Source organism: Pseudomonas fluvialis (assembly GCF_002234375.1).
Taxonomy (GTDB): Bacteria; Pseudomonadota; Gammaproteobacteria; order Pseudomonadales; family Pseudomonadaceae; genus Aquipseudomonas; species Aquipseudomonas fluvialis.
Genome location: NZ_NMQV01000017.1, coordinates 68,263 through 88,358 on the forward strand (window position 1 = coordinate 68,263; position 20,096 = coordinate 88,358).

The 20,096-nt window shown below is 64.6% G+C and carries 19 protein-coding genes; 10 read left to right on the forward strand and 9 right to left on the reverse strand.

What is annotated here, in order from left to right; translation table 11 throughout:
* Positions 1–31 precede the first annotated feature (31 nt).
* The 4 genes from aroE to CFY91_RS09635 all read left to right on the forward strand — a co-directional run bounded on the left by aroE (position 32) and on the right by CFY91_RS09635 (position 3,522).
* Complete coding sequence (aroE, locus tag CFY91_RS09620; protein WP_093986135.1) at positions 32–850, forward strand: shikimate dehydrogenase; 819 nt, start codon at positions 32–34, stop codon at positions 848–850.
* 86 nt (positions 851–936) lie between these two features.
* Positions 937–2,097, forward strand: coding sequence for a polyphosphate kinase 2 (gene ppk2, locus CFY91_RS09625; protein ID WP_207759389.1), 1,161 nt, complete (start codon positions 937–939; stop codon positions 2,095–2,097).
* Between the two features lie 69 nt (positions 2,098–2,166).
* Positions 2,167–3,048: a D-alanyl-D-alanine endopeptidase gene (gene pbpG / locus CFY91_RS09630; RefSeq protein WP_093986137.1), complete on the forward strand. Its 882-nt coding sequence runs from the start codon at positions 2,167–2,169 to the stop codon at positions 3,046–3,048.
* 153 nt (positions 3,049–3,201) lie between these two features.
* Positions 3,202–3,522, forward strand: coding sequence for a DUF2388 domain-containing protein (locus CFY91_RS09635; RefSeq protein WP_093986138.1), 321 nt, complete (start codon positions 3,202–3,204; stop codon positions 3,520–3,522).
* Between the two features lie 20 nt (positions 3,523–3,542).
* On the opposite strand, the gene CFY91_RS09640 is transcribed toward CFY91_RS09635, so the two are convergent.
* Positions 3,543–3,905 carry a cupin domain-containing protein gene (locus CFY91_RS09640; protein WP_093986139.1) on the reverse strand — a complete coding sequence of 121 codons (363 nt, stop codon included), beginning with the start codon at positions 3,903–3,905 and terminating at the stop codon, positions 3,543–3,545.
* A gap of 202 nt (positions 3,906–4,107) precedes the next feature.
* Between CFY91_RS09640 and CFY91_RS09645 the strand changes: the two genes are divergently transcribed.
* Entirely contained in the window at positions 4,108–5,601 is a 1,494-nt protein-coding gene (locus CFY91_RS09645) for an aldehyde dehydrogenase (RefSeq protein WP_093986140.1), read from the forward strand.
* Entirely contained in the window at positions 5,601–6,515 is a 915-nt protein-coding gene (locus CFY91_RS09650) for a LysR substrate-binding domain-containing protein (RefSeq protein WP_093986141.1), read from the forward strand. Before CFY91_RS09645 ends, CFY91_RS09650 begins: the two co-directional genes overlap by 1 nt.
* A gap of 52 nt (positions 6,516–6,567) precedes the next feature.
* Here the strand turns inward: CFY91_RS09650 and CFY91_RS09655 are convergent, their stop codons facing one another.
* Positions 6,568–7,800, reverse strand: a complete 1,233-nt coding sequence (locus tag CFY91_RS09655; protein WP_093986142.1) for an OmpP1/FadL family transporter — start codon at positions 7,798–7,800, stop codon at positions 6,568–6,570.
* Positions 7,801–8,155: 355 nt separating this feature from the next.
* Here CFY91_RS09655 and purE point away from each other — a divergent pair, with 355 nt between their 5' ends.
* Genes purE through CFY91_RS09675 form a run of 3 tightly spaced genes read left to right on the forward strand, consistent with a single transcriptional unit; the run spans position 8,156 to position 10,322 of the window.
* Complete coding sequence (gene purE, locus CFY91_RS09665) at positions 8,156–8,644, forward strand: 5-(carboxyamino)imidazole ribonucleotide mutase (RefSeq protein ID WP_093986144.1); 489 nt, start codon at positions 8,156–8,158, stop codon at positions 8,642–8,644.
* 14 nt (positions 8,645–8,658) lie between these two features.
* A complete protein-coding gene (locus tag CFY91_RS09670) occupies positions 8,659–9,741 on the forward strand; it encodes a 5-(carboxyamino)imidazole ribonucleotide synthase (RefSeq protein WP_093986145.1) in 1,083 nt (360 codons plus the stop codon).
* Positions 9,742–9,776: 35 nt separating this feature from the next.
* Complete coding sequence (locus CFY91_RS09675) at positions 9,777–10,322, forward strand: DUF3299 domain-containing protein (RefSeq protein ID WP_093986171.1); 546 nt, start codon at positions 9,777–9,779, stop codon at positions 10,320–10,322.
* Positions 10,323–10,340: 18 nt separating this feature from the next.
* Here the strand turns inward: CFY91_RS09675 and CFY91_RS09680 are convergent, their stop codons facing one another.
* Both CFY91_RS09680 and CFY91_RS09685 read right to left on the reverse strand, forming a co-directional pair.
* Complete coding sequence (locus tag CFY91_RS09680; protein ID WP_093986146.1) at positions 10,341–11,714, reverse strand: TRAP transporter large permease; 1,374 nt, start codon at positions 11,712–11,714, stop codon at positions 10,341–10,343.
* Entirely contained in the window at positions 11,707–12,252 is a 546-nt protein-coding gene (locus CFY91_RS09685) for a TRAP transporter small permease subunit (protein ID WP_093986147.1), read from the reverse strand. The genes CFY91_RS09680 and CFY91_RS09685 overlap by 8 nt, the downstream gene beginning before the upstream one ends.
* Positions 12,253–12,401: 149 nt before the next feature.
* Between CFY91_RS09685 and CFY91_RS09690 the strand changes: the two genes are divergently transcribed.
* On the forward strand, positions 12,402–13,493 hold the full coding sequence (locus CFY91_RS09690) for a TRAP transporter substrate-binding protein (protein ID WP_093986148.1): 1,092 nt from the start codon (positions 12,402–12,404) through the stop codon (positions 13,491–13,493).
* 66 nt (positions 13,494–13,559) lie between these two features.
* Here CFY91_RS09690 and CFY91_RS09695 read toward each other — a convergent pair whose 3' ends face one another.
* The 5 genes from CFY91_RS09695 to CFY91_RS09715 all read right to left on the reverse strand — a co-directional run bounded on the left by CFY91_RS09695 (position 13,560) and on the right by CFY91_RS09715 (position 20,095).
* Entirely contained in the window at positions 13,560–15,008 is a 1,449-nt protein-coding gene (locus tag CFY91_RS09695) for an NAD(P)(+) transhydrogenase (Re/Si-specific) subunit beta (protein ID WP_093986149.1), read from the reverse strand.
* A gap of 1 nt (position 15,009) precedes the next feature.
* Positions 15,010–15,324 (reverse strand): NAD(P) transhydrogenase subunit alpha part 2, encoded by a 315-nt coding sequence (locus tag CFY91_RS09700; RefSeq protein WP_093986150.1) that lies wholly within the window; start codon positions 15,322–15,324, stop codon positions 15,010–15,012.
* Between the two features lie 14 nt (positions 15,325–15,338).
* The gene (locus CFY91_RS09705; RefSeq protein WP_093986151.1) at positions 15,339–16,460 is read right to left on the reverse strand and encodes a Re/Si-specific NAD(P)(+) transhydrogenase subunit alpha; all 1,122 of its coding nucleotides are present in this window, start codon (positions 16,458–16,460) and stop codon (positions 15,339–15,341) included.
* A 321-nt stretch (positions 16,461–16,781) separates the two neighbouring features.
* On the reverse strand, positions 16,782–17,264 hold the full coding sequence (locus CFY91_RS09710; protein WP_093986152.1) for a hypothetical protein: 483 nt from the start codon (positions 17,262–17,264) through the stop codon (positions 16,782–16,784).
* 2 nt (positions 17,265–17,266) lie between these two features.
* Entirely contained in the window at positions 17,267–20,095 is a 2,829-nt protein-coding gene (locus CFY91_RS09715) for a M66 family metalloprotease (RefSeq protein WP_093986153.1), read from the reverse strand.
* Between the last annotated feature and the right edge of the window lies 1 nt (position 20,096).

Sequence of the window (20,096 nt, forward strand, 5' to 3'; positions counted from 1 at the left end):
GTTCAGCACACATTTGATGCAGAGGTTTTTGATGGACCGTTATTGCGTGTTCGGCAACCCGATTAGCCACAGCAAATCGCCGCTGATTCATCGTCTGTTCGCCGCGCAGACCGACCAGCAGCTCAGCTATGAGGCGCTGCTCGCGCCGCTGGATGACTTTGCCGGCAGCCTGCGGGCCTTCTTCCGCGAGGGCGCGGGGGCGAATGTCACCGTGCCGTTCAAGGAACAGGCGTTTGCCCTGGCCGACCAGCTCAGTGCGCGGGCCCAGCGCGCCGGTGCGGTGAACACCCTGATGAAGCTGGCCGATGGCCGCCTGCTCGGCGACAACACCGACGGTGCCGGCCTGGTGCGTGACCTGCGCGAGAATGCCGGGCTGCGCCTGGCCGGCCAGCGCATCCTGCTGCTTGGTGCCGGCGGGGCGGTGCGCGGCGTGCTGGCGCCGCTGCTCGCCGAGCAGCCGGCCGAGCTGGTGCTGGCCAATCGCACCCTGGCCCGCGCCGAGCAGCTGGCCGTGGACTTCGCCGACCTCGGTGCGCTGCGCGCCAGCAGTTTTGCCGCGCTCAGTGAGCCGTTCGATCTGATCATCAACGGCACGTCGGCGAGCCTTGCCGGCGAGCTGCCGGCGCTCCCCGACGGGCTGATCGTCGCCGGACACAGCCAGTGCTACGACATGATGTATGGCGCCGCGCCGACCGCCTTCAACCAGTGGGCGGCCGCCCAGGGCGCGGCGCGTACCCTGGATGGCCTGGGCATGCTCGTCGAGCAGGCCGCCGAGGCCTTTGCCCTATGGCGTGGCGTGCGCCCGCAGACGGCAGCGGTGCAGGCCGAGTTGCGCGCCTTGCTGCGGTAACGACGGGCCGGGCTGATCTGCGTCTATACCTGTGAGCATCGCTCACGCGAAACTGTATGGCCGAGGCACACGACAAGGACTACCCCATGACCGACAAGCAGACCCCGCCCGCCCCCTCTGTCCGCGAAGCCAGCCCGCGTCGTCCGCGGCGGGTGAGTGCCGGGGACACGTCGCCTTCGTTGAGTGCTGCCGGCCTGGAACGCTACAGTGTCGACCAGGCTGTCGCGGCCGCCCAGCTGAGCAAGGACGCTGCCGTGCAGGACATCCTCGGGCAGATCGCTCCCGGCGATATCGACAGCCTGCTGCAGACCCTGGGGGCGCTGATGCAGGGACTGTCTGCCGATGATGCGGTGGCCCTGCGCCATGCCCTGCTCAGTCACGACAACGCCGCGCCCTTCACCCTGCAACCGCTGCACCCGGACGATGAGCTGGCCAGCGACTGGCGCAAGGGCGGCTACCCCTACAAGAACCTCATGTCGCGGCGCAATTACGAGCGCGAGAAGTACCACCTGCAGGTCGAGCTGCTCAAGCTGCAGGCCTGGGTCAAGGAAACCGGGCAGAAGGTGGTGATTCTCTTCGAGGGCCGCGATGCCGCCGGCAAGGGGGGGTCGATCAAGCGCTTCATGGAGCACCTCAACCCGCGTGGTGCACGCATCGTCGCCCTGGAGAAACCCAGCGAAATCGAGCGCGGCCAGTGGTATTTCCAGCGCTATGTGCAGCACTTGCCCACGGCGGGGGAAATCGTCATGTTCGACCGCAGCTGGTACAACCGCGCCGGGGTCGAGCGGGTCATGGGCTTCTGTTCGGACGAGGAATATCTGGAGTTCATGCGCCAGGCACCGGAGTTCGAGCGCATGCTGGTGCGCAACAACGTTCACCTCATCAAGTTCTGGTTCTCGGTCAGCCGCGAGGAGCAGCGCCGGCGTTTCAAGGAGCGCGAGAAACACCCGCTCAAGCAGTGGAAGCTCAGCCCCATCGACCTGGCCTCGCTGGACAAGTGGGATGACTACACCAAAGCCAAGGAAGCCATGTTCTTCTATACCGACACCGCCGATGCGCCGTGGACGGTGATCAAGTCCAACTGCAAGAAGCGCGCGCGCCTCAACGCCATGCGCTACGTGCTGCACAAGCTGCCGTACAAGGGCAAGGACCTGCAGGCCATCGGTGCCCTCGACCCGCTGGTGGTCGGCCGCGCCAACGTGGTTTACGAACGTGGCGAGCACACTGCCGCCCAGCCGTTGTTGTAAACGTGCGTCGATTGCCCGGGGCGCGCCCGCTATACTGGCGCGCCCTTTTTTCTTGCAGTCGAGTTGTCTGTGACGATCCGTAGAACTTTGCTGGGCCTGCTTCTGGCAGGCGCCTGTACGCTGGCCTGGGCCGGCAAACCGCAACAGGAACTGGCTTCCGGTAGCGCCCTGCTGGTCGACCTGCAGAGCAACCAGGTGTTGTATGCCAGCAACCCGCAGATGGTCGTGCCGATTGCCTCGGTGACCAAGCTGATGACTGCGCTGGTGGTGCTGGAGGCGGCGCAACCGCTGGATGAGCGGCTCAGCGTACGCATCGACCAGGTGGCGGAAATGCGCGGGGTCTATTCGCGGGTGCGCCTGGGTAGCCAGTTGAGCCGCCGCGATCTGCTGCTAATTACCCTGATGTCCTCGGAGAATCGCGCCGCCGCCACCCTGGCGCATTACTACCCGGGCGGCGTGGCGGGCTTTGTCGCCGCGATGAATGCCAAGGCCCAGGCGCTGGGCATGACGCAGACGCGCTTTGCCGAGCCGACCGGGCTGTCCGAGGACAACCTGTCGAACGCCGAGGACCTGGTCCGGCTGATCCGCGCCACTCAGCGCTATCCACTGATCGGCCAGTTCAGCAGCACCCGCGAGCAGACCGTGGCCTTCAGCAAGCCGAACTACACCCTGGGCTTTCGCAACACCAATCACCTGGTGCACAAGCCGAATTGGGACATCCAACTGACCAAGACCGGCTTCACCAACGCCGCCGGGCGTTGCCTGGTGATGCAGACCGAGATTGCCGGCAAGCCGGTGGCCTTCGTGGTGCTGGATGCCTTCGGCAAACTGACCCATATGGCCGATGCCAATCGTCTCAAGCGCTGGATCGAGACAGGCCAGGTGACCCCGGTGGCACCTGCGGCGCTGGCCTACAAGCAGCAGCGCCTGGCCGAGCGGGCGGCGCCCTGAGCGGGCTGTGATGGCTGTCGCGCCACGCCGTGCACAGGCTTGTGCACGGCCGGCGGGGCTAGTCCAATACGCTGCAGAGCGTCCTGCCGGATACCCCGTATGTGGCTCATCTCCAGGCTGCGTGCGCTTCACTTACCTTGTTGCGGAGTTATCATGCGTTACCTGCCAACTGCTCTTCTTGTTGCCAGCCTGGGCCTGGCCTGCACCGCCCAGGCGCAAACCCTGGTGGCCACCAGCAATATCCTGGTGCGTGCGCTGGACCGCAGCCTGGACTTCAGCTCGGACACCACCACCTCGCTGCGCGACATGAAAGTCGTCCTGGCGGCACGTGAAGAAGCGGCCAGCTTCGTGGCCAGCGCCGGCGAACTACGCGGCGTGCAGCTGGAGGCGGCGCTGCGCAGCCTGCGTGAGCAGTTGCCGGAGGCCCGCGAGGCCAGCGATATGCAACTGGCCGAGGCGATTCTCGCCCTGTAGGTCGTTGTGCGGCGCGCGCTTCAGCGCGTCGCCTCGAACATCACATAGACCTTGCGGCAACGCTCCAGTACTTCCCAGGTGCCGACGAAACCGGCGGGAATGACGAAGCGGTCACCGGCACGCAGGGTCTTGCTCTGCCCCTGTTCGTCGCGCAGTACCGAGACGCCTTCGAGGATCTCGCAGTATTCGTGCTCGCTGTAGTTGACCCGCCATAACCCCGGCTCGCCCTGCCAGGTGCCGGCATGGAATTGCTGGCAGGGGCTGCTGTAATGGTTGCAGACCTGCTGCTGCGGGTCGCCGGCGAGGATTTTTTCCGCGGCCGGACGATAGTGTTCGCTAGGGCTGCTGGTGGTGGCGAAGTCGACGATCTGCGCAATATTCATGGTGGCTCCAGGCGGGTTGGGATACGTGGCCTGGACGCAGTCTATGTTTGATAAAACGCACAAAACAAGCGGTCGATACCGCGATATGTCTATTCTCTGCTGTGCCTGTCAAAAATATTGAAACCTTACCGGCCCTGGTTTAGGGTGGCATCTTGTCGCGGCCGCCGGCCGTCGCCGGCTTGCATAATAAGAGGACCATGCCATGACCACCCTGACCCGTGCCGATTGGGAAGCGCGTGCCCAGCAGTTGCAGATCGAAGGCCGCGCGCTGATCGACGGCCAGCTGTGCGACGCCCTGAGTGGCGAGCGTTTCGCCTGCATCAGCCCGGTGGATGGCCGGGTATTGGGCGAGGTGGCCAGCTGTGCACAGGCCGATGCCGATCGCGCGGTGGCCGTGGCGCGGGCGCGCTTCGAGTCGGGCGTGTGGTCGCGCATGAAGCCGGTCGAGCGCAAGAAGATCATGATTCGCTTCGCCGACCTGCTCGACGCCCACGCCGAGGAACTGGCCCTGCTGGAAACCCTCGACATGGGCAAGCCGATCGCCTTCTCCCTGAGCGTCGACGTGGCCGGTGCCTCGCGTGCCATCCGCTGGAGCGGCGAAGCGATCGACAAGATTTATGACGAGGTGGCCGCCACCCCGTATGACGAACTGGGCCTGGTGACCCGCGAGCCGGTCGGCGTGGTCGCGGCCATCGTGCCGTGGAACTTCCCGATGATCATGACCGCTTGGAAGCTCGGCCCGGCCCTGGCCACCGGCAACTCGGTGATCGTCAAACCGTCGGAGAAATCCCCGCTGACCGCCATCCGCATGGCCCAGCTGGCACTGCAGGCCGGCATTCCGGCGGGTGTGCTCAACGTCCTGCCCGGCTATGGGCATACCGTGGGCAAGGCCCTGGCCCTGCACATGGACGTCGACACGCTGGTGTTCACCGGTTCGACCAAGATCGCCAAGCAGCTGATGATCTACGCCGGCGAATCGAACATGAAGCGCGTCTGGCTGGAAGCCGGCGGCAAGAGCGCCAACATCGTCTTCGAGGACGCGCCGAGCCTGCAGGACGCCGCCGAGGCCGCCGCCATGGCCATCTGCTTCAACCAGGGCGAGATGTGCACCGCCGGTTCGCGCCTGCTGGTGCAGCGCTCGATCAAGGATCAGTTCATGCCCATGCTGGTCGAGGCCCTCAAGGGCTGGAAGGTCGGCCATGCACTGGACCCGCAGACCCAGGTCGGCGCGCTGGTTGACCAGGGCCACCTGAATACCGTGCTGTCCTACATCGAAGCCGGTCATGCCGAGCAGGCCAAGCTGCTCTGCGGCGGCCAGCAGACCCTGGCCGAGACCGGCGGCGTGTATGTCGAGCCGACCATCTTCGATGAGGCGCACAACCAGATGCGCATCGCCCAGGAAGAGATCTTCGGCCCGGTACTGACGGTGATCCCGTTCGACACCACCGAGCAAGCCATCGCCATTGCCAACGACAGCATCTATGGCCTGGCGGCAGCGATCTGGACCAGCAACCTGTCCAAGGCGCACCTGTGTGCCAAGGCGCTGCGCGTCGGCAGCATGTGGGTCAACCAGTACGACGGCGGCGACATGACCGCGCCGTTCGGTGGCTACAAGCAGTCGGGCAACGGCCGTGACAAGTCGCTGCATGCCTTCGACAAGTACACGGAAATCAAGGCGACCTGGATCAAGCTGTAGTGAACCTGGAAAGCAAGTGGCTGGATGACTTCGTAGCCCTGGCCGCCGCCGGCAGTTTCTCCAAGGCGGCGGAAAAGCGCTTCGTCACCCAGCCAGCCTTCAGTCGGCGTATCCGCAGCCTGGAGGCGGCCGTAGGGCTGACTCTGGTAGACCGCACACGTACGCCGGTGGAGCTGACCGAGGCGGGCAAGCTGTTTCTACTCACGGCGCGCAATGTCAGCGAACAGCTGGCGGAGAGCCTGCGCCAGTTGCACAACCTGGAGGGCCAGCAGGGCGAGGTGCTGCAGATCGCCGCGGCGCATTCGCTGACCCTGGGGTTTTTCCCCGAATGGATTGCCCGGCTGCGCCGGGATGGCCTGCCGCTGCAGGCGCGTCTGGTGGCCAGTAACGTCGGCGAGGCGGTGCATGCGTTGCGTGAAGGGGCCTGCGACCTGATTCTTGCCTACTACGACCCGGAGGCCGCGTTGCAGCTGCCGCCGGATATCTTCCCCTCTCTGCACTTGGGCAGCACCCACATGCTGCCGGTCTGTGCCCCCGATGCGCAGGGCCAGCCGCTGTTCAGCCTGGAGGGCGGGCAAACCGTGCCCTTGCTGGCCTACAGCGCTGGCGCACTGCTCGGACGCTCGGTGCACGCCTTGTTACGCCAGCGTGGTCTGCGTAGTAGCACGGTGTATGAAACGGCGATGGCCGACAGTCTGAAGAGCATGGCCCTGCAGGGCCTGGGGGTGGCCTGGGTACCGCAGCTCTCGGTGCGTGGTGAGCTGGCCCGTGGCGAGCTGCTGGTGTGCGGCGGCGAACAGTGGCAGGTGCCACTGGAGATTCGCCTGTACCGCTGCGCCCTGTTGCGCAAGGCCAGCGTACGCCTGTTGTGGCGCAAGCTGGAAAGCGGTGTGGGCGCGACGGCAGAGCGCTAACCTGGCGTCGCCTGCCGTGGCCCCGCCCGGTCGGGGAGGCCACGGCGGTACCTTAGAAGAAGTAGTTCAACTGAGCGCCCAGGCCGTGAGCGCTGTTCTTGTAGACGGCGCTGTAGCTGCCCTTGCGCGGTTTTTCCAAGTGGATGTCGGTATCTTCTTCACGCAGGTAGGAGTAGGCCAGGTCCAGGCTCATCTGCTCGCTGAGCGTCCAGCCGAGGCCGAAGCTGATGGCTACCCGGTCGCCACTGGGAATACGCGGCGAGCGTTCGTGGTTGTTGGTCGGGCTTTGGTCGAAGGCAATGCCACTACGCAGGGTCAGCTCCTTGCTCAGTGCATAGCTGACACCGGTGGCGTAGGACCAGCTGTTGTTCCAGTGCTGCTTTTCTTCCAGAGCCACAGGGAAGGCGCTGACCGGCTTGATGGTTTGCAGGCGGCTCCAGCGCGTCCAGGCGGCACCGGCATATACGGTCCAGCGGTCGTTCAGCTGGTGAGTGATCGAGCTGTCGATCATTTCTGGCGTGCGCAGGTCCAGAGTGGTCTGGTAGTCGCCATTCACCGGGGCGGGGATGCCTGAAACACTGGTCTTGCCTTCCAGGCGATAGTCGACCATCGAGTGATAGGTCACGCCCAGGCGGGTGCGCTCGCTCAGCTCCAGCAGCAGGCCGGCATTGAAGCCCACGGCAGTGTCGTCACCCTCGATAACGATGCGCCCGTTATCGACCAGTGCGGCGGTTTCCAGACGGCCTTCGACCCGGTTGAAGGTCGGCCCGAAACCCAGCGACAGGTAGTCATTGACCCGGTAGCTGAGGGTCGGCTGCAGGGTCACCACGTTGACCTCGCTGTAGTCGCCGAAGAAGCGGCCCTGGAAGCCTTTTTCGTACTCGGTGATCATGCCGTAGGGCACATAGAAGCCCAGGCCGAAGGTCCATTGCTCGTTCAGCGGATTGACGTAGAAACCCATGGGCACGCCGGTGAAGGGCACCATATCGCCATCATTGCTACCCGCCAGTGCACCGCCCATGGGTGCGGTGGCACTGGTGTCGTCAATGCGGGTCTTGGCCAGGATCACTGCCGCGCCCACGCTGGCTTGCTCGCCTTTGAGCAGGGCCATACCGGCCGGGTTGCCATACACCGTGGTGGCGTCGTTGGCCGAGGAGGAACGACCGGCAAAGGACGTGCCCATGGCGCTGACACTCTGTTCGTTGAGGGCAAAACCGGCAGCCAGCAGTGAGCCGGATGCACTAGCCACGGCCACGGCGAGGAGGCTGTTGACGACTTTCTTCATGGGTTCACAACTCCAGTTCGGACGGCCCTACAACACCCCGATTCGGGCCGCCAACAAGGCGCAAAACAGCGCGCTAGACGGGTTGGGGCGCGGCATGATGCCACGCATGAGGCTGTCGAACAAAGGGAGGAAGATGACTGGTTGGTCAACTGCTGGCGTAATTGCCATGTGGTCGGGTGGGCTGCCTACCTGCCGCTCGTCGGTCTGGGCGCTGCGTTTCACGGCACGCTTTGCGGTATACTGCGTGGCCCACCGGGCCTGGAGCTGTGGTTGGGACTGACATGCCAAGCCACGCCTTCTGCGTGGCTTGTTGGTTTTTGTCGCGCCGTGAGGCGCCCGCACATGAGGCAAGACGATGAGCGCACTGGTTGGCGTGATCATGGGTTCCAAATCCGACTGGAGCACCCTCTGCCACACCGTCGAAATGCTCGACAAGCTGGGCATTCCCAATGAGGTCAAGGTGGTTTCCGCCCACCGTACTCCGGACCTGCTCTTCCAGTACGCCGAACAGGCCGAAGCCCGTGGTATCCAGGTGATCATCGCCGGTGCCGGCGGTGCCGCCCACCTGCCGGGCATGTGCGCGGCCAAGACCCACCTGCCGGTACTCGGCGTGCCGGTACAGTCGGCCGTGCTCTCGGGTGTCGATTCGCTGCTGTCCATCGTGCAGATGCCGGCCGGCATCCCGGTCGCCACCCTGGCCATCGGCAAGGCCGGTGCGGTCAACGCCGCGCTGCTGGCCGCCAGCATCCTCGGCCATCAGCACCCGCAGTTCCACGCCGCGCTCAAGCAGTTCCGCACCGAGCAGACCGAAACGGTGCTGGAAAACCCGGATCCGCGTTCCTGACAGGGGCCTGAACTATGAAGATCGGTGTCATTGGTGGCGGCCAGCTGGGCCGCATGCTGGCTCTGGCGGGTACCCCGCTGGGCATGAGTTTCGCCTTCCTCGACCCGGCGCCGGATGCCTGTTCTCAGGCGTTGGGCGAGCACCTGCGCGGTGACTACAACGACCACGAGCACCTGCGCCGCCTGGCCGATGATGTCGATCTGGTGACCTTCGAGTTCGAAAGCGTGCCGGCCGAGACCGTGGCCTTCCTCTCCCAGTTCGTCCCGGTCTATCCGAGCGCAGAAGCGCTGCGCATCGCCCGTGACCGCTGGTTCGAGAAGTCGATGTTCAAGGACCTCGGCATCCCCACCCCGGACTTTGCCGACATCCAGTCGCAGGCTGATCTCGACGCCGCTGTCGCCGCCATCGGCCTGCCGGCCGTGATGAAGACCCGTACCCTGGGTTACGACGGCAAGGGTCAGAAGGTGCTGCGCAAGGCTGAAGACGTGGTGGGCGCCTTTGCCGAACTGGGCAGCGTGCCGTGCATCCTCGAAGGCTTCGTGCCGTTCACCGGCGAAGTGTCGCTGGTGGCCGTGCGTGCCCGCGATGGTGAAACCCGTTTCTACCCGCTGGTGCACAACCGCCACGACAGCGGTGTGCTGGCGCTGTCCATCGCCAGCACCGAGCACCCGCTGCAGGCGCTGGCCGAGGACTATGTCGGCCGCGTGCTCAAACAGCTGGATTACGTTGGCGTGCTGGCCTTCGAGTTCTTCGAAGTCGACGGCGGCCTGAAGGCCAACGAGATCGCCCCGCGCGTGCATAACTCCGGGCACTGGACCATCGAAGGCGCCGAGTGCAGCCAGTTCGAGAACCACCTGCGCGCCGTTGCCGGTCTGCCGCTGGGCTCGACCGCCAAGGTCGGTGAAAGCGCCATGCTCAACTTCCTCGGCGAAGTGCCGGCGGTGGAGAAGGTGACGGCGATTGCCGATTGCCACCTGCACCACTACGGCAAGGCCTTCAAGGTCGGGCGCAAGGTTGGTCATGCCACCCTGCGCTGCAAGGACATGGCAACGCTCAAGGCGCGTATTGCCGAGGTCGAGGCGCTGATCAAAGGCTGATCCATGCCGGCGTATTGCGCCGCTGCGAGGTGTTGATGCGTAGCCGAATGCTTGCCGCCTTGTTGTTGGTATTGCTCTATGGGGCGTTACCGGCGCACGCCGAGCTGGCGGAAACCGACTGGCTGGACTTGTTGCCGCCGGAGGATCTCCAGGCCCTTGAGCAGATGCCGGACATCGAGCACTGGGGCGCGGAGACAGAGGGTCGTTTCGGCGAGGTGGATGGCCTGCGGCAGCAACCCGGCCTGCCCGAGGTGATGTATTCGACGCGCACTGTAGCCGCGCTGGATGGTCGGCAGATCCGCCTGGGCGGTTATCCGGTGCCGCTGCAGCATGATGCTGCAGGGCGCGTTGTCGAGCTGTTCCTGGTGCCTTATCCCGGAGCCTGCATCCACGTCCCGCCGCCGCCACCGAATCAGATCGTACTGGTGCACTACGCGCCTGGCCTGGCTATCGAGGATATCTACCAGCCGCTGTGGGTCGAGGGCCGGCTGCGCATCGAGTCATCCAGCAACGCCCTGGCCGACGCGGCCTACAGTCTGCAGGCCAGCCAGCTGCGCCTGGTTGAAGAAGACGATCTCTAGCGCCTGCTGGTGCCTGACTCAGCCATACAACTGGGCCGGGAGCCAGGTAATCAGTGCGGGCCACTGATAGGCAATCACCAGCATCAACAGCTGGATGATGATGAACGGCAGCACCCCCTTGTACATCACGCGGGTTGGCACACTGCGCGGTGTTACACCTCTCAGGTAGAACAGCGAGAAGCCGAAGGGCGGCGTCAGGAACGAGGTCTGCAGGTTGAGGGCGATCATCACCCCCAGCCACACCGGGTCCAGGCCCATGGCCAGCAGCACCGGGCCGACGATCGGCACGACCACGAAGGTAATCTCAATGAAGTCGAGGATGAAGCCGAGCAGGAAGATCACCAGCATCACGACGAAGAACGCGCCCAGTACGCCGCCGGGTAGCTGTGCGAAGACGTCCTCGATCAGCGCTTCGCCGCCAAAGCCACGAAATACCAGGGAAAACAGCGAGGCGCCGATGAGAATCATGAACACCATGGCGCTGATCGCCGTGGTGCTATTGGCCACTTCACGCAGGCGTGTCAGGTTTAGCTGGCCCTTGCCCAGCGCCAGCAGCAGGGCGCCCAGCGCACCCACCGCGGCCGCTTCGGTAGGGGTGGCGTAGCCCGCGAGAATCGAGCCCAGCACGGCGGCAATCAACAGCAGCGGTGGCAACAGGGCACGCGCCAGGCGTCCCCATTCGATGGCGCCTAGCTCGGCTTGTGGCAGGGCCGGCAGTTTCTTCGGTTGCAGCAGGGCCACGCCGATCAGATAGAGAATGTACAACGCGACGAGCAGCAGGCCGGGTAGCAATGCGCCGACGAACAGATCGCCCACCGACACGGTTTTGGGCGAGAAGATGCCCAGTTTCAGCTGGGCCTGCTGGTAGGCGCTGGACATCACGTCGCCCAGCAGCACGAGGATGATCGACGGTGGAATGATCTGCCCCAGCGTGCCGGTTGCCGCCAGGGTGCCGGTGGCAATCGCCGGGTCATAGCCGCGTCGCAGCATGGTGGGCAGGGCAAGCAGGCCCATGGTCACTACCGTAGCCCCGACAATCCCGGTGCTGGCTGCCAGCAGGGCACCGACTACGCACACCGAGATGGCCAGGCCACCGCGCAGGCCGCCGAACAGGCGTGACATGGACTCCAGCAGGTCTTCGGCAACCCGGCTCTTTTCCAGCATCACGCCCATGAATACGAACAGCGGCACAGCCAGCAGCGTCTGGTTGTTCATGATGCCGAACAGGCGATTGGGTAATGCCGACAGGTAGCCACCATCGAAGGTGCCGGTCAGCACGCCGAGGCCGGCAAACAGCAGGGACATACCGCCCAGGGTGAAGGCCACGGGGAAACCGCCCATCAGTGCCAGGCAGATACTCAGAAACAGCAGGACGGCCATCAGCTCAGCCATGTTGCACCTCATCGTGCGGCAGTTGGCCGCCCAGGGTCAGGCCAAAGCGGATCAGCTCGGCCAGGCTCTGCAAGGTGAGGCTGGCCACCAGCAGCAGGATGATGCTTTTTTGCAGGTAGACCAGCGGCAGGCCGCTGGCTTCATTGGATTTTTCCAGCGTCGACCAGGAGGCTGTCACGTAGTCCCAGCTGTTCCAGCCGAGAAACAGACAAAAGGGAAGGAGAAACAGCAGGTTGCCGAGTATCTCGACCAGCGCTTTGCGGCGTGCGGAAAACTGCTGGTAGAAAATGTCCACGCGCACATGTTCGCCGCGTTGCAGCGCCCAGGCTGCAGCGCCCATGAAAATCAGCGCGTGGGCATACATCACGGTCTCCTGCAGGGCGGTGGCGCCAATACCGAAGCCATAACGCAACACCACGATCAGCGTGGTGGCCAGAACCAGGAACAGTGTCAGCCAGGCACAGGCCTGACCAAGGTGGGCATTGCCACGGTTTATCAGGCGCATCAGCGTGAGCAGGGGCGGGGCGAGGCTGGACATCGGCGGTCCTTATTGTTGTGCTGGCATGGCGCAGGATTCTCGCAGGCCAGTGGCGTATTGGGCAATCGCAGGGCTTGTCCCCCTGCGGCGGAAAGCGTATCAACTAGCCGTGCAATGTTGTGCTCACCAACAATAACAAGGAGCCTCATATGAAACGACGTACATTGGTCGCTGCGGCAGGCGCAACCCTGGCTGCCGGTGCCTTGAGTGGCTGCAAGCCACAAGCGAGCAGCGACTGCGTGGCCAGCGCGCAGCAACAGTTCAACTGGAAGATGGTGACCTCCTGGCCGAAGAACTTTCCCGGCGTGGGTGTGGGTGCCGAACGCTTTGCCCGCGTGGTCGAGGAAATGAGCGGTGGGCGGCTGAAGATCAAGGTGTATGCCGCCGGTGAGCTGGTGCCAGCGCTGGAGGTCTTCGATGCGGTTTCGCGTGGTACGGTGGAAATGGGCCACGGCGCACCCTACTACTGGAAAGGCAAGGTCCCTGCCGCACAGTTCTTCTGCGCCCTGCCGTTCGGCCCGAATGCGGCCGAGATGAACGCCTGGCTGTTCAAGGGCGGCGGCATGCAGCTATGGGAGGAAACCTACCAGCCCTTCGGCGTGCTGCCGCTGTTGTGCGGCTCCACCGGCGTGCAGACCTTTGGCTGGTTCAACAAGGAGATCACGCGGGTCGAAGACCTCCAGGGCCTGAAGATGCGCACGCCCGGCCTGGGTGGCGAAGTGCTCAGCAAGCTGGGCGGCACGGTGGTCAACCTGCCGGCCGGAGAAATTTTCACCGCACTGCAGACCGGAGCCATCGATGCTGCCGAATGGATCGGTCCGTACAACGACCTGGCGTTGGGCTTGCACAAGGCGGCCAGGTACTACTACACCCCGGGCTGGCAGGAGCCCAACGTGACCTTCGAGCTGGACATCAACCTCAAGGCCTGGGAAACCTTGCCGGCGGATCTGCAGGCCATCGTGCGTGCGGCAGCCCGCGAGGTGAACGGCGATATGCTCGACGACTACAACGCGAAGAACATGGAAGCCCTGGAAACCCTGCGCGGCGAGGGTGTGGAGGTTCGTCGCCTGCCTGACGAAGTGCTGGCCAGCCTGCGCCAGGCGGCTGCCGAGGTGGTCGAGGCGAGTGCTGCCGCGGATCCGCAGGCGGCCAAGGTCTGGGCTGCGCAAATGGCCTACTTCAAGCGTCTGTGGGCTTACGCCGAAGTGGCCGAGCGTGATATCTACCGTATCCGCGAGTGAGTTTTAACGCGTATTGCGGACACAAAAAACCCGGCGCCAGGCCGGGTTTTTTGTCGGTCAGGCGTGTTACTCGACCGCCTTGACCATGTCTTCGATGACCTTCTTCGCGTCGCCGAACACCATCATGGTCTTGTCCATGTAGAACAGTTCGTTGTCCAGGCCGGCGTAGCCGCTGGCCATGGAGCGCTTGTTGACGATGATGGTCTTGGCTTTGTAGGCCTCGAGGATCGGCATGCCGGCGATCGGCGACTTCGGATCGTTCTTCGCCGCCGGGTTGACCACGTCGTTGGCGCCGAGCACCAGCACCACGTCGGTCTGGCCGAACTCGGAGTTGATGTCCTCCATCTCGAACACCTGCTCGTAGGGCACTTCGGCCTCGGCCAGCAGGACGTTCATGTGCCCCGGCATACGGCCGGCTACCGGGTGGATCGCGTACTTCACGGTCACGCCGCGGTGGGTCAGCTTCTCGGCCAGTTCCATCAGCGCGTGCTGGGCACGGGCTACCGCCAGGCCGTAGCCAGGGACGATGACCACGGTGTCGGCGTTGGTCAGCAGGAAGGCGGCGTCGTCGGAGGAGCCCGACTTCACGTTGCGTTCCTGTTGTGCGCCAGCGGCGCTGCCTGCGTCAGCATCGGCACCGAAGCCACCGAGGATGACGTTGAAGAACGAGCGGTTCATCGCCTTGCACATGATGTACGAGAGGATGGCGCCCGAGGAGCCCACCAGCGAACCGGCGACGATCAGCATCGAGTTGTTCAGCGAGAAGCCGATACCGGCGGCTGCCCAGCCCGAGTAACTGTTGAGCATCGACACCACCACCGGCATGTCGGCACCGCCGATCGGGATGATGATCAGCACGCCGATCACGAAGGCCAGGGCCACCAGGATGGCGAAGGCAGTGATGTTGCCAGTGAAGGTGAAGTACAGGCCCAGGGCCAGGATGGTCAGGCCGAAGGCCAGGTTGACCATGTGCTGGCCCTTGAACACCACCGGGGCGCCCTGGAACAGACGGAACTTGTACTTGCCCGACAGCTTGCCGAAGGCGATCACCGAACCGGAGAAGGTGATGGCACCGATGGCAGCACCGAGGAACAGTTCCAGACGGTTACCGGCCGGAATCGCATCGCCCAGGTGCGCAACGATACCCAGCGACTGTGGTTCAACCACGGCAGCGATGGCGATGAATACCGCGGCCAGGCCGATCATGCTGTGCATGAAGGCGACCAGTTCCGGCATCTTGGTCATCTCGACGCGCTTGGCCATGATGGTACCGGCAGTGCCACCGATCAGCAGGCCCACCAGCACGTAACCGAGGCCCGCGGCTGCGCCGCCCTCGGCCATTTCCGCGCCCAGCTTGAACACCAGGAAAATCGTCGTGACTACGGCGATGGCCATGCCGGCCATGCCGAAGGCATTGCCCTGGCGCGAGGTGGTCGGGTGGGAGAGGCCTTTCAGGGCCTGGATGAAGCAGACAGACGCAACCAGGTACAGCAGGGTAATCAGGTTCATGCTCATCTTACTTGCCCTCCGCCTTGGCCTTGGGTGCCTTCTTCTTGAACATTTCCAGCATGCGCCGGGTGACCAGGAAGCCGCCGAACACGTTGACCGCGGCCAGGGCCACGGCTGCGGTGCCCATGACCTTGCCCAGCGGGGTTACGGTCAGTGCGGCGGCCAGCATGGCGCCGACGATGACAATCGCGGAAATCGCGTTGGTCACCGCCATCAGCGGGGTGTGCAGGGCCGGGGTGACGTTCCACACCACGTGGTAGCCCACGTAGATGGCCAGCACGAAGATGATCAGGTTGTAGATGCTCGGGGAGATCAGTTCCATGTCGCTAACTCCTCTTAGCCGTTAGTGCGAACGACATTGCCGCCTTCGCACATCAGGCAGGCTTTGACGATGTCGTCTTCGAGGTTGAGGTGGAACTGGCCTTCCTTGTCGATGACGAGCTTGAGGAAGTCCAGCAGGTTGCGGGCGTACAGGGCGGAGGCATCCGCCGGCACCAGCGCGGCCAGGTTGGTGTGGCCGACGAGGGTGACGCCGTGCTTGACCACCACCTGGTCGGCTTCGGTCAACGGGCAGTTGCCCCCCTGGGCAGCGGCCAGGTCGATGACCACCGAGCCCGGCTTCATTTCGGCGACGGTCGCTTCATGCAGCAGGGTCGGCGCCTTGCGGCCGGGGATCAGTGCGGTGGTGATGACGATGTCGGCCTGCTTAGCACGCTCGTGCACGGCCTTGGCCTGACGCTCCATCCACGACTGCGGCATCGGACGGGCATAACCGCCCACGCCCTGGGCGCACTCACGCTCTTCATCAGTCTCGAACGGCACGTCGACGAACTTGGCGCCGAGCGATTCGATCTGCTCCTTCACCGCCGGACGCACGTCGGAGGCTTCGATCACCGCACCCAGACGCTTGGCGGTGGCGATGGCCTGCAGACCGGCGACGCCGGCACCGAGGATCAGCACGCGGGCCGCCTTCACGGTACCGGCGGCGGTCATCAGCATCGGCATGAAGCGCGGGTAGTGATTGGCGGCGAGCATCACCGCCTTGTAGCCGGCGATGTTGGCTTGCGAGGAGAGCACATCCAGACTCTGCGCGCGGGAGGTACGCGGTGCGGCCTCCAGGGCGAAGGCAGTGATGCCGCGGGCATTCATGCGCGCGATGGTCTCGTTGCAGAACGGGTTGAGCATGCCGACCAGCACCGCGCCGGACTTCATGTGGGCCAGTTCGGCTTCGGTCGGGGCAACCACTTTCAGTACCAGGTCGGCACCCAAGGCGGCGGCATCATTGCCAATGGTGGCACCCACGGCGGTATAGGCACTGTCCGGGATGCTGGCACTGACACCGGCGCCAGCCTGCACGGTCACCTGATGGCCCTGGCCGATCAGCTTCTTGATGGTTTCCGGCGTCGCAGCGACGCGCGTTTCACCAGCGTGGGTTTCGAGAGGAACACCGATGTGCACTTCAAGTCTCCTGCGTGTGATCTCTTTGATGAACCGACCTACTACGTTGGCGGGCCGGGTAGCTGATCAGCAGCAACAACCGCGCGATACAGGCTGTGCATCGTGACGGGCGCGGCATTTTGCACAGAGGCTTGATGGGCATCAAGAAATTCTGTAGTCCGACGAATCGTTAACTACCAGTCACTCTGCGACCAAGATTTTGCACAGGGCGCTGAGCGCCAGAGCTGGCGCGGCTTTCGTTCAAACAAGTGTTTCAATCGAGCGTCTGAGACATGTTTAAACTGAATAACCGTTCATCAGGTCGGCTGGGCGCAGGCGTGACTAGTCTGGGCACTCGCCGAGGGTGAGCAATTCTTCCAGGGGTACTCCGCTGGCGACGAAGCGCTGGCAGCTGGGGTGTAGCGTAGGTCGCCCGCTGCCAGCCGCGAGGGGCTGGCTATGCGGAGTGGTCGCGCTATGCCTGGAGCTGTCCTGCAGGCGCAGTACGGCCTGTTGCTGGCCGCGCCGCAACACCAAGCGATCAGTCAGTACGGCCTCTACCCACAGTCCGTCGCCCAGGGCCTGGCCTTGGCTGACCAGCAGGGTGCGGCCATCGGCCAACTGCAAGAGGGCGCTGCCGCGGCCCCGGCCGCGACTGAACAGACCTTGCAGGCGCACGCCGGCTGGCAGGTGCAGCGTGGCGGCGGCCGGTATGTGGAGCTGCGCCGGTCGCAGCAGCTCCACGGGAAGCAGCACGGCGGCGGCCGGTGAAGCCGCGAGTAGGGTCAGCACGGCCAGCCGGATGCGCCAGGCGCTACCTGGCATGCTCAGGGCGTGGCGCCCCGGCTGGCGCTGTAGTCGAGCAGCAGGGCGGCATGTCGATTGGCGACCAGCGGCAGTAGCGGGTTGTCGTTGAGCGACAGGCCGTACCATTTCTGGTTGGCCCCACCGGTGCAGCCGTACATGATCAGTTTGCCGCGCCCGTTGCTGAGGAAACCGCCGGAAAGATCGGCGCAGCGACCGGCATATTTCAGCTGGGGTAGTGCGGAGAAGTCCCAGGACTGGCTGTCCTGCAGGCTGTTGCAGGTGCTCAGACTGATGTCGTTGCTGGCGGTCAGGCACAGTTCCGGACGCAGCGCACTGCGCAGGCGACCACTGGCATCGGTCAGCCAGAGCTCGGCACGCGACCCCGTGCATTGGGCCTTGTCCGCGACATAGGGCCGCCATTGACCATCGACCTGCTCGACCTGCACACAGTGGCCGCTGCCCAGGGTGAAACTTTGTGCGGCGGGCAGTAGCGGGGTGCTGGCCAGTTGCAGGCGCTGCAGCAACGCTTCCAGGGCTTCGCGTGCGGCCGGGCTGTCGGCCAGGCGGGCGCCGTAGGCATCCAGCCAGCGATTCAGGCGCAGGGCATGCTGGCGCTGTGTCTCGATGCGCTGGACAACCTGCTGGGCCAGTACAGACAACTCCTGGCGGTGCTCCACATAGCTGTCATAGAGCAGGCGGGCCTCACCATGCAGGTTGGGCGCGCTCTGCTTGGCCAGCGCTTCCAGGGCGGCCTGCAGACGGGGCAGCTCTTCCCGACGCAGAGCGCTGTAGCCCTGTTCCTGGCCAACGATGATTGGTGCCGGCATGGCCGGCAAGCCTTGCGGAAAGTCCACTTCGGCCAGTTGCTGGGCTGGGCTGGCGGGATTGTCCTGACAGTGCAGCGTGGCGCGCAGGGGGTGCTCGTCCTGAGCCAGGTTGATGTGCAGCTTGTTGGCGTTGCTGCCCAGACGTAGTGGTGCCACGGCGATCTGCTGGCTGCGCCCACCGGCAAAACCAACCTCCAGCCAGCACTGTTTGCCGCTGGCATGGGCGGCTACGCCGGGCAGGTCGAACACATGGCCCCAGTTGCCGCGCAGTGGTGGATAGAGCACCGCGCTATTGGCAACCGGGTCGTAGCCGCCAAGCAGGGTGAATACGGCAACGCCCTGGCGGCGTGGGGCCAGGTACTTGCCATCGGCACGGTTGTACCAGATGCGTGTTGAGTTGGGCACGCGGGCGTCGAAGACTTCCATGCGCCGGGTGGTCTCGTCCCACTTGCGATAGCCGGTTGGCGAGTCGGCAGAGGCTACCGCCTTGTTCAGGCTCGGCTGGATTTTGAGTTGGGTGCTGTAGCCGGTGTAGTGGGTGTAGCTCGACAGGCTGCTGGCATAGTGCCCGCCCGACATGGCATCGCTGCCGAAGCTGTAGGCATCGGCATAGACCGGCATTCCGGCCAGACCAGCGTTCTTGGCGCGCGTCCAGTGCAGGTTCGCACGCATGCGTTTGCGATGGCCGATATAGCCCCAGCCACTGTCGTGATGGTGGCCGGCCCAGAAGTAATTATCGCCCTGCTGGCCGGGGTAATGGCCCAGGCCATAGTGGTGGCCGATCTCGTGGCTGAACTCGTTACCCACCGAGCTATACAGCGTGAGGATGCCGTTACCGCCGCTCAGGCCATGACTGACCACGCCGTTGCTGTAGACGCCACGGGCGTGGTGTATCACCGCCGCCTGGGTCAGGTGCGGGTTTTCCTGGCTGGCCATGCCGGCGCTGGTCACGCCGAGGTTAGCCAGGTTGATGCCGGTGCTGAAGGTCGACTTGGCGGTGTTTTCACGCATGTCGCCGCTGTACACATCGCCGGTTCCGGCGCTTGTCGTGTCGTAGATGACACCACTGGCGACCATCACGCGTGACAGCTGGACGTCCTCATACTGGCTGGCAATCAGGCGGGCAATCGGCACGGTCTGGAAATAGTCGGTGGCGGCCTTGGCCGGCTGGTTGAGAAACCAGTGGCCGTTTTCCGCCAGCGGAGGGGTCAGCATGCCCAGGCGAATGGCCTGCACTACCAGTTGTGCGGGCGCTGCGAAATCAAAGGCCTCGGCCCCCCTTGCCCCACGCCGGCCCTGGTCATCGCGCAGTTGCAGGGTCATGCCGGGCACCACCCAGTCCCAGGGCAGCAGCACCGACCAGGCGCGTCGTGAATAGACCACATCGGGCCGATTGTCAGTACCGCTGCGGTCGGCCCAGGGCAACTGCTCCGGCGGGTTGAGCGTCAGCTCGCCTTTGGCCTGGCCGTCGACCAGCACCTGTACCTGTAGCTGGCGCGGCGCGGGTTGCAGAGCGTTGTCCGGGGTGACCAGCAGCAGGGCTTCGCGCTCGCTGGTCAGGCGCGGCATCTTGCGTGCTTCGTTACCCTGCGGGTCTAGCGAATGGCTCTGTACGAACTGCAGCATGGCCGGCAGGTTGCCGTCCAGGTCGTTACGCAGCGGGCGCTCCTGGCCATCGGCGGTCTGGTCGTAGAAGCCCAGCGCGTTGATTTCATCGATCACCGCGGCTTGCGGCTCGGGAAAACCGTCTGCCGGCGGCGGGACGCTGGGTGGCTCGACCGGCGGGGTTGGCTGCTCGGGCTCGGCTTCCGGCTCGCTTGGCGGAGTCAGCGGCGGCTCGGGAGTGGGCGGGGGTTCCGGGGTGAGCGGCGGCTCGGGCGGTTGTGGCGGAGGCAGCGGTGGTTGCGGCTCGCTGACCGGCGGGTTTCGCGGAGGCGCGTCGCTACCCCCGCCGCCACCACCGAGATCCAGACAGCCGGCCAGGTTAAGCAGGCCTATGAGCAGCAGAGCTTGACGCCACATC

Excerpts from the sequence above, each read along its gene's own strand:
- CFY91_RS09715 (WP_093986153.1), bottom strand. The coding sequence starts at position 20,095 with ATGTGGCGTCAAGCTCTGCTGCTCATAGGCCTGCTTAACCTGGCCGGC.
- ppk2 (WP_207759389.1), top strand. The coding sequence starts at position 937 with ATGACCGACAAGCAGACCCCGCCCGCCCCCTCTGTCCGCGAAGCCAGC.
- purE (WP_093986144.1), top strand. The coding sequence starts at position 8,156 with ATGAGCGCACTGGTTGGCGTGATCATGGGTTCCAAATCCGACTGGAGC.
- CFY91_RS09690 (WP_093986148.1), top strand. The coding sequence starts at position 12,402 with ATGAAACGACGTACATTGGTCGCTGCGGCAGGCGCAACCCTGGCTGCC.
- CFY91_RS09700 (WP_093986150.1), bottom strand. The coding sequence starts at position 15,324 with ATGGAACTGATCTCCCCGAGCATCTACAACCTGATCATCTTCGTGCTG.
- CFY91_RS09685 (WP_093986147.1), bottom strand. The coding sequence starts at position 12,252 with ATGTCCAGCCTCGCCCCGCCCCTGCTCACGCTGATGCGCCTGATAAAC.
- CFY91_RS09635 (WP_093986138.1), top strand. The coding sequence starts at position 3,202 with ATGCGTTACCTGCCAACTGCTCTTCTTGTTGCCAGCCTGGGCCTGGCC.
- CFY91_RS09640 (WP_093986139.1), bottom strand. The coding sequence starts at position 3,905 with ATGAATATTGCGCAGATCGTCGACTTCGCCACCACCAGCAGCCCTAGC.
- CFY91_RS09675 (WP_093986171.1), top strand. The coding sequence starts at position 9,777 with ATGCGTAGCCGAATGCTTGCCGCCTTGTTGTTGGTATTGCTCTATGGG.
- CFY91_RS09695 (WP_093986149.1), bottom strand. The coding sequence starts at position 15,008 with ATGAGCATGAACCTGATTACCCTGCTGTACCTGGTTGCGTCTGTCTGC.
- CFY91_RS09710 (WP_093986152.1), bottom strand. The coding sequence starts at position 17,264 with ATGCCAGGTAGCGCCTGGCGCATCCGGCTGGCCGTGCTGACCCTACTC.
- CFY91_RS09645 (WP_093986140.1), top strand. The coding sequence starts at position 4,108 with ATGACCACCCTGACCCGTGCCGATTGGGAAGCGCGTGCCCAGCAGTTG.
- CFY91_RS09670 (WP_093986145.1), top strand. The coding sequence starts at position 8,659 with ATGAAGATCGGTGTCATTGGTGGCGGCCAGCTGGGCCGCATGCTGGCT.
- CFY91_RS09655 (WP_093986142.1), bottom strand. The coding sequence starts at position 7,800 with ATGAAGAAAGTCGTCAACAGCCTCCTCGCCGTGGCCGTGGCTAGTGCA.
- CFY91_RS09680 (WP_093986146.1), bottom strand. The coding sequence starts at position 11,714 with ATGGCTGAGCTGATGGCCGTCCTGCTGTTTCTGAGTATCTGCCTGGCA.
- aroE (WP_093986135.1), top strand. The coding sequence starts at position 32 with ATGGACCGTTATTGCGTGTTCGGCAACCCGATTAGCCACAGCAAATCG.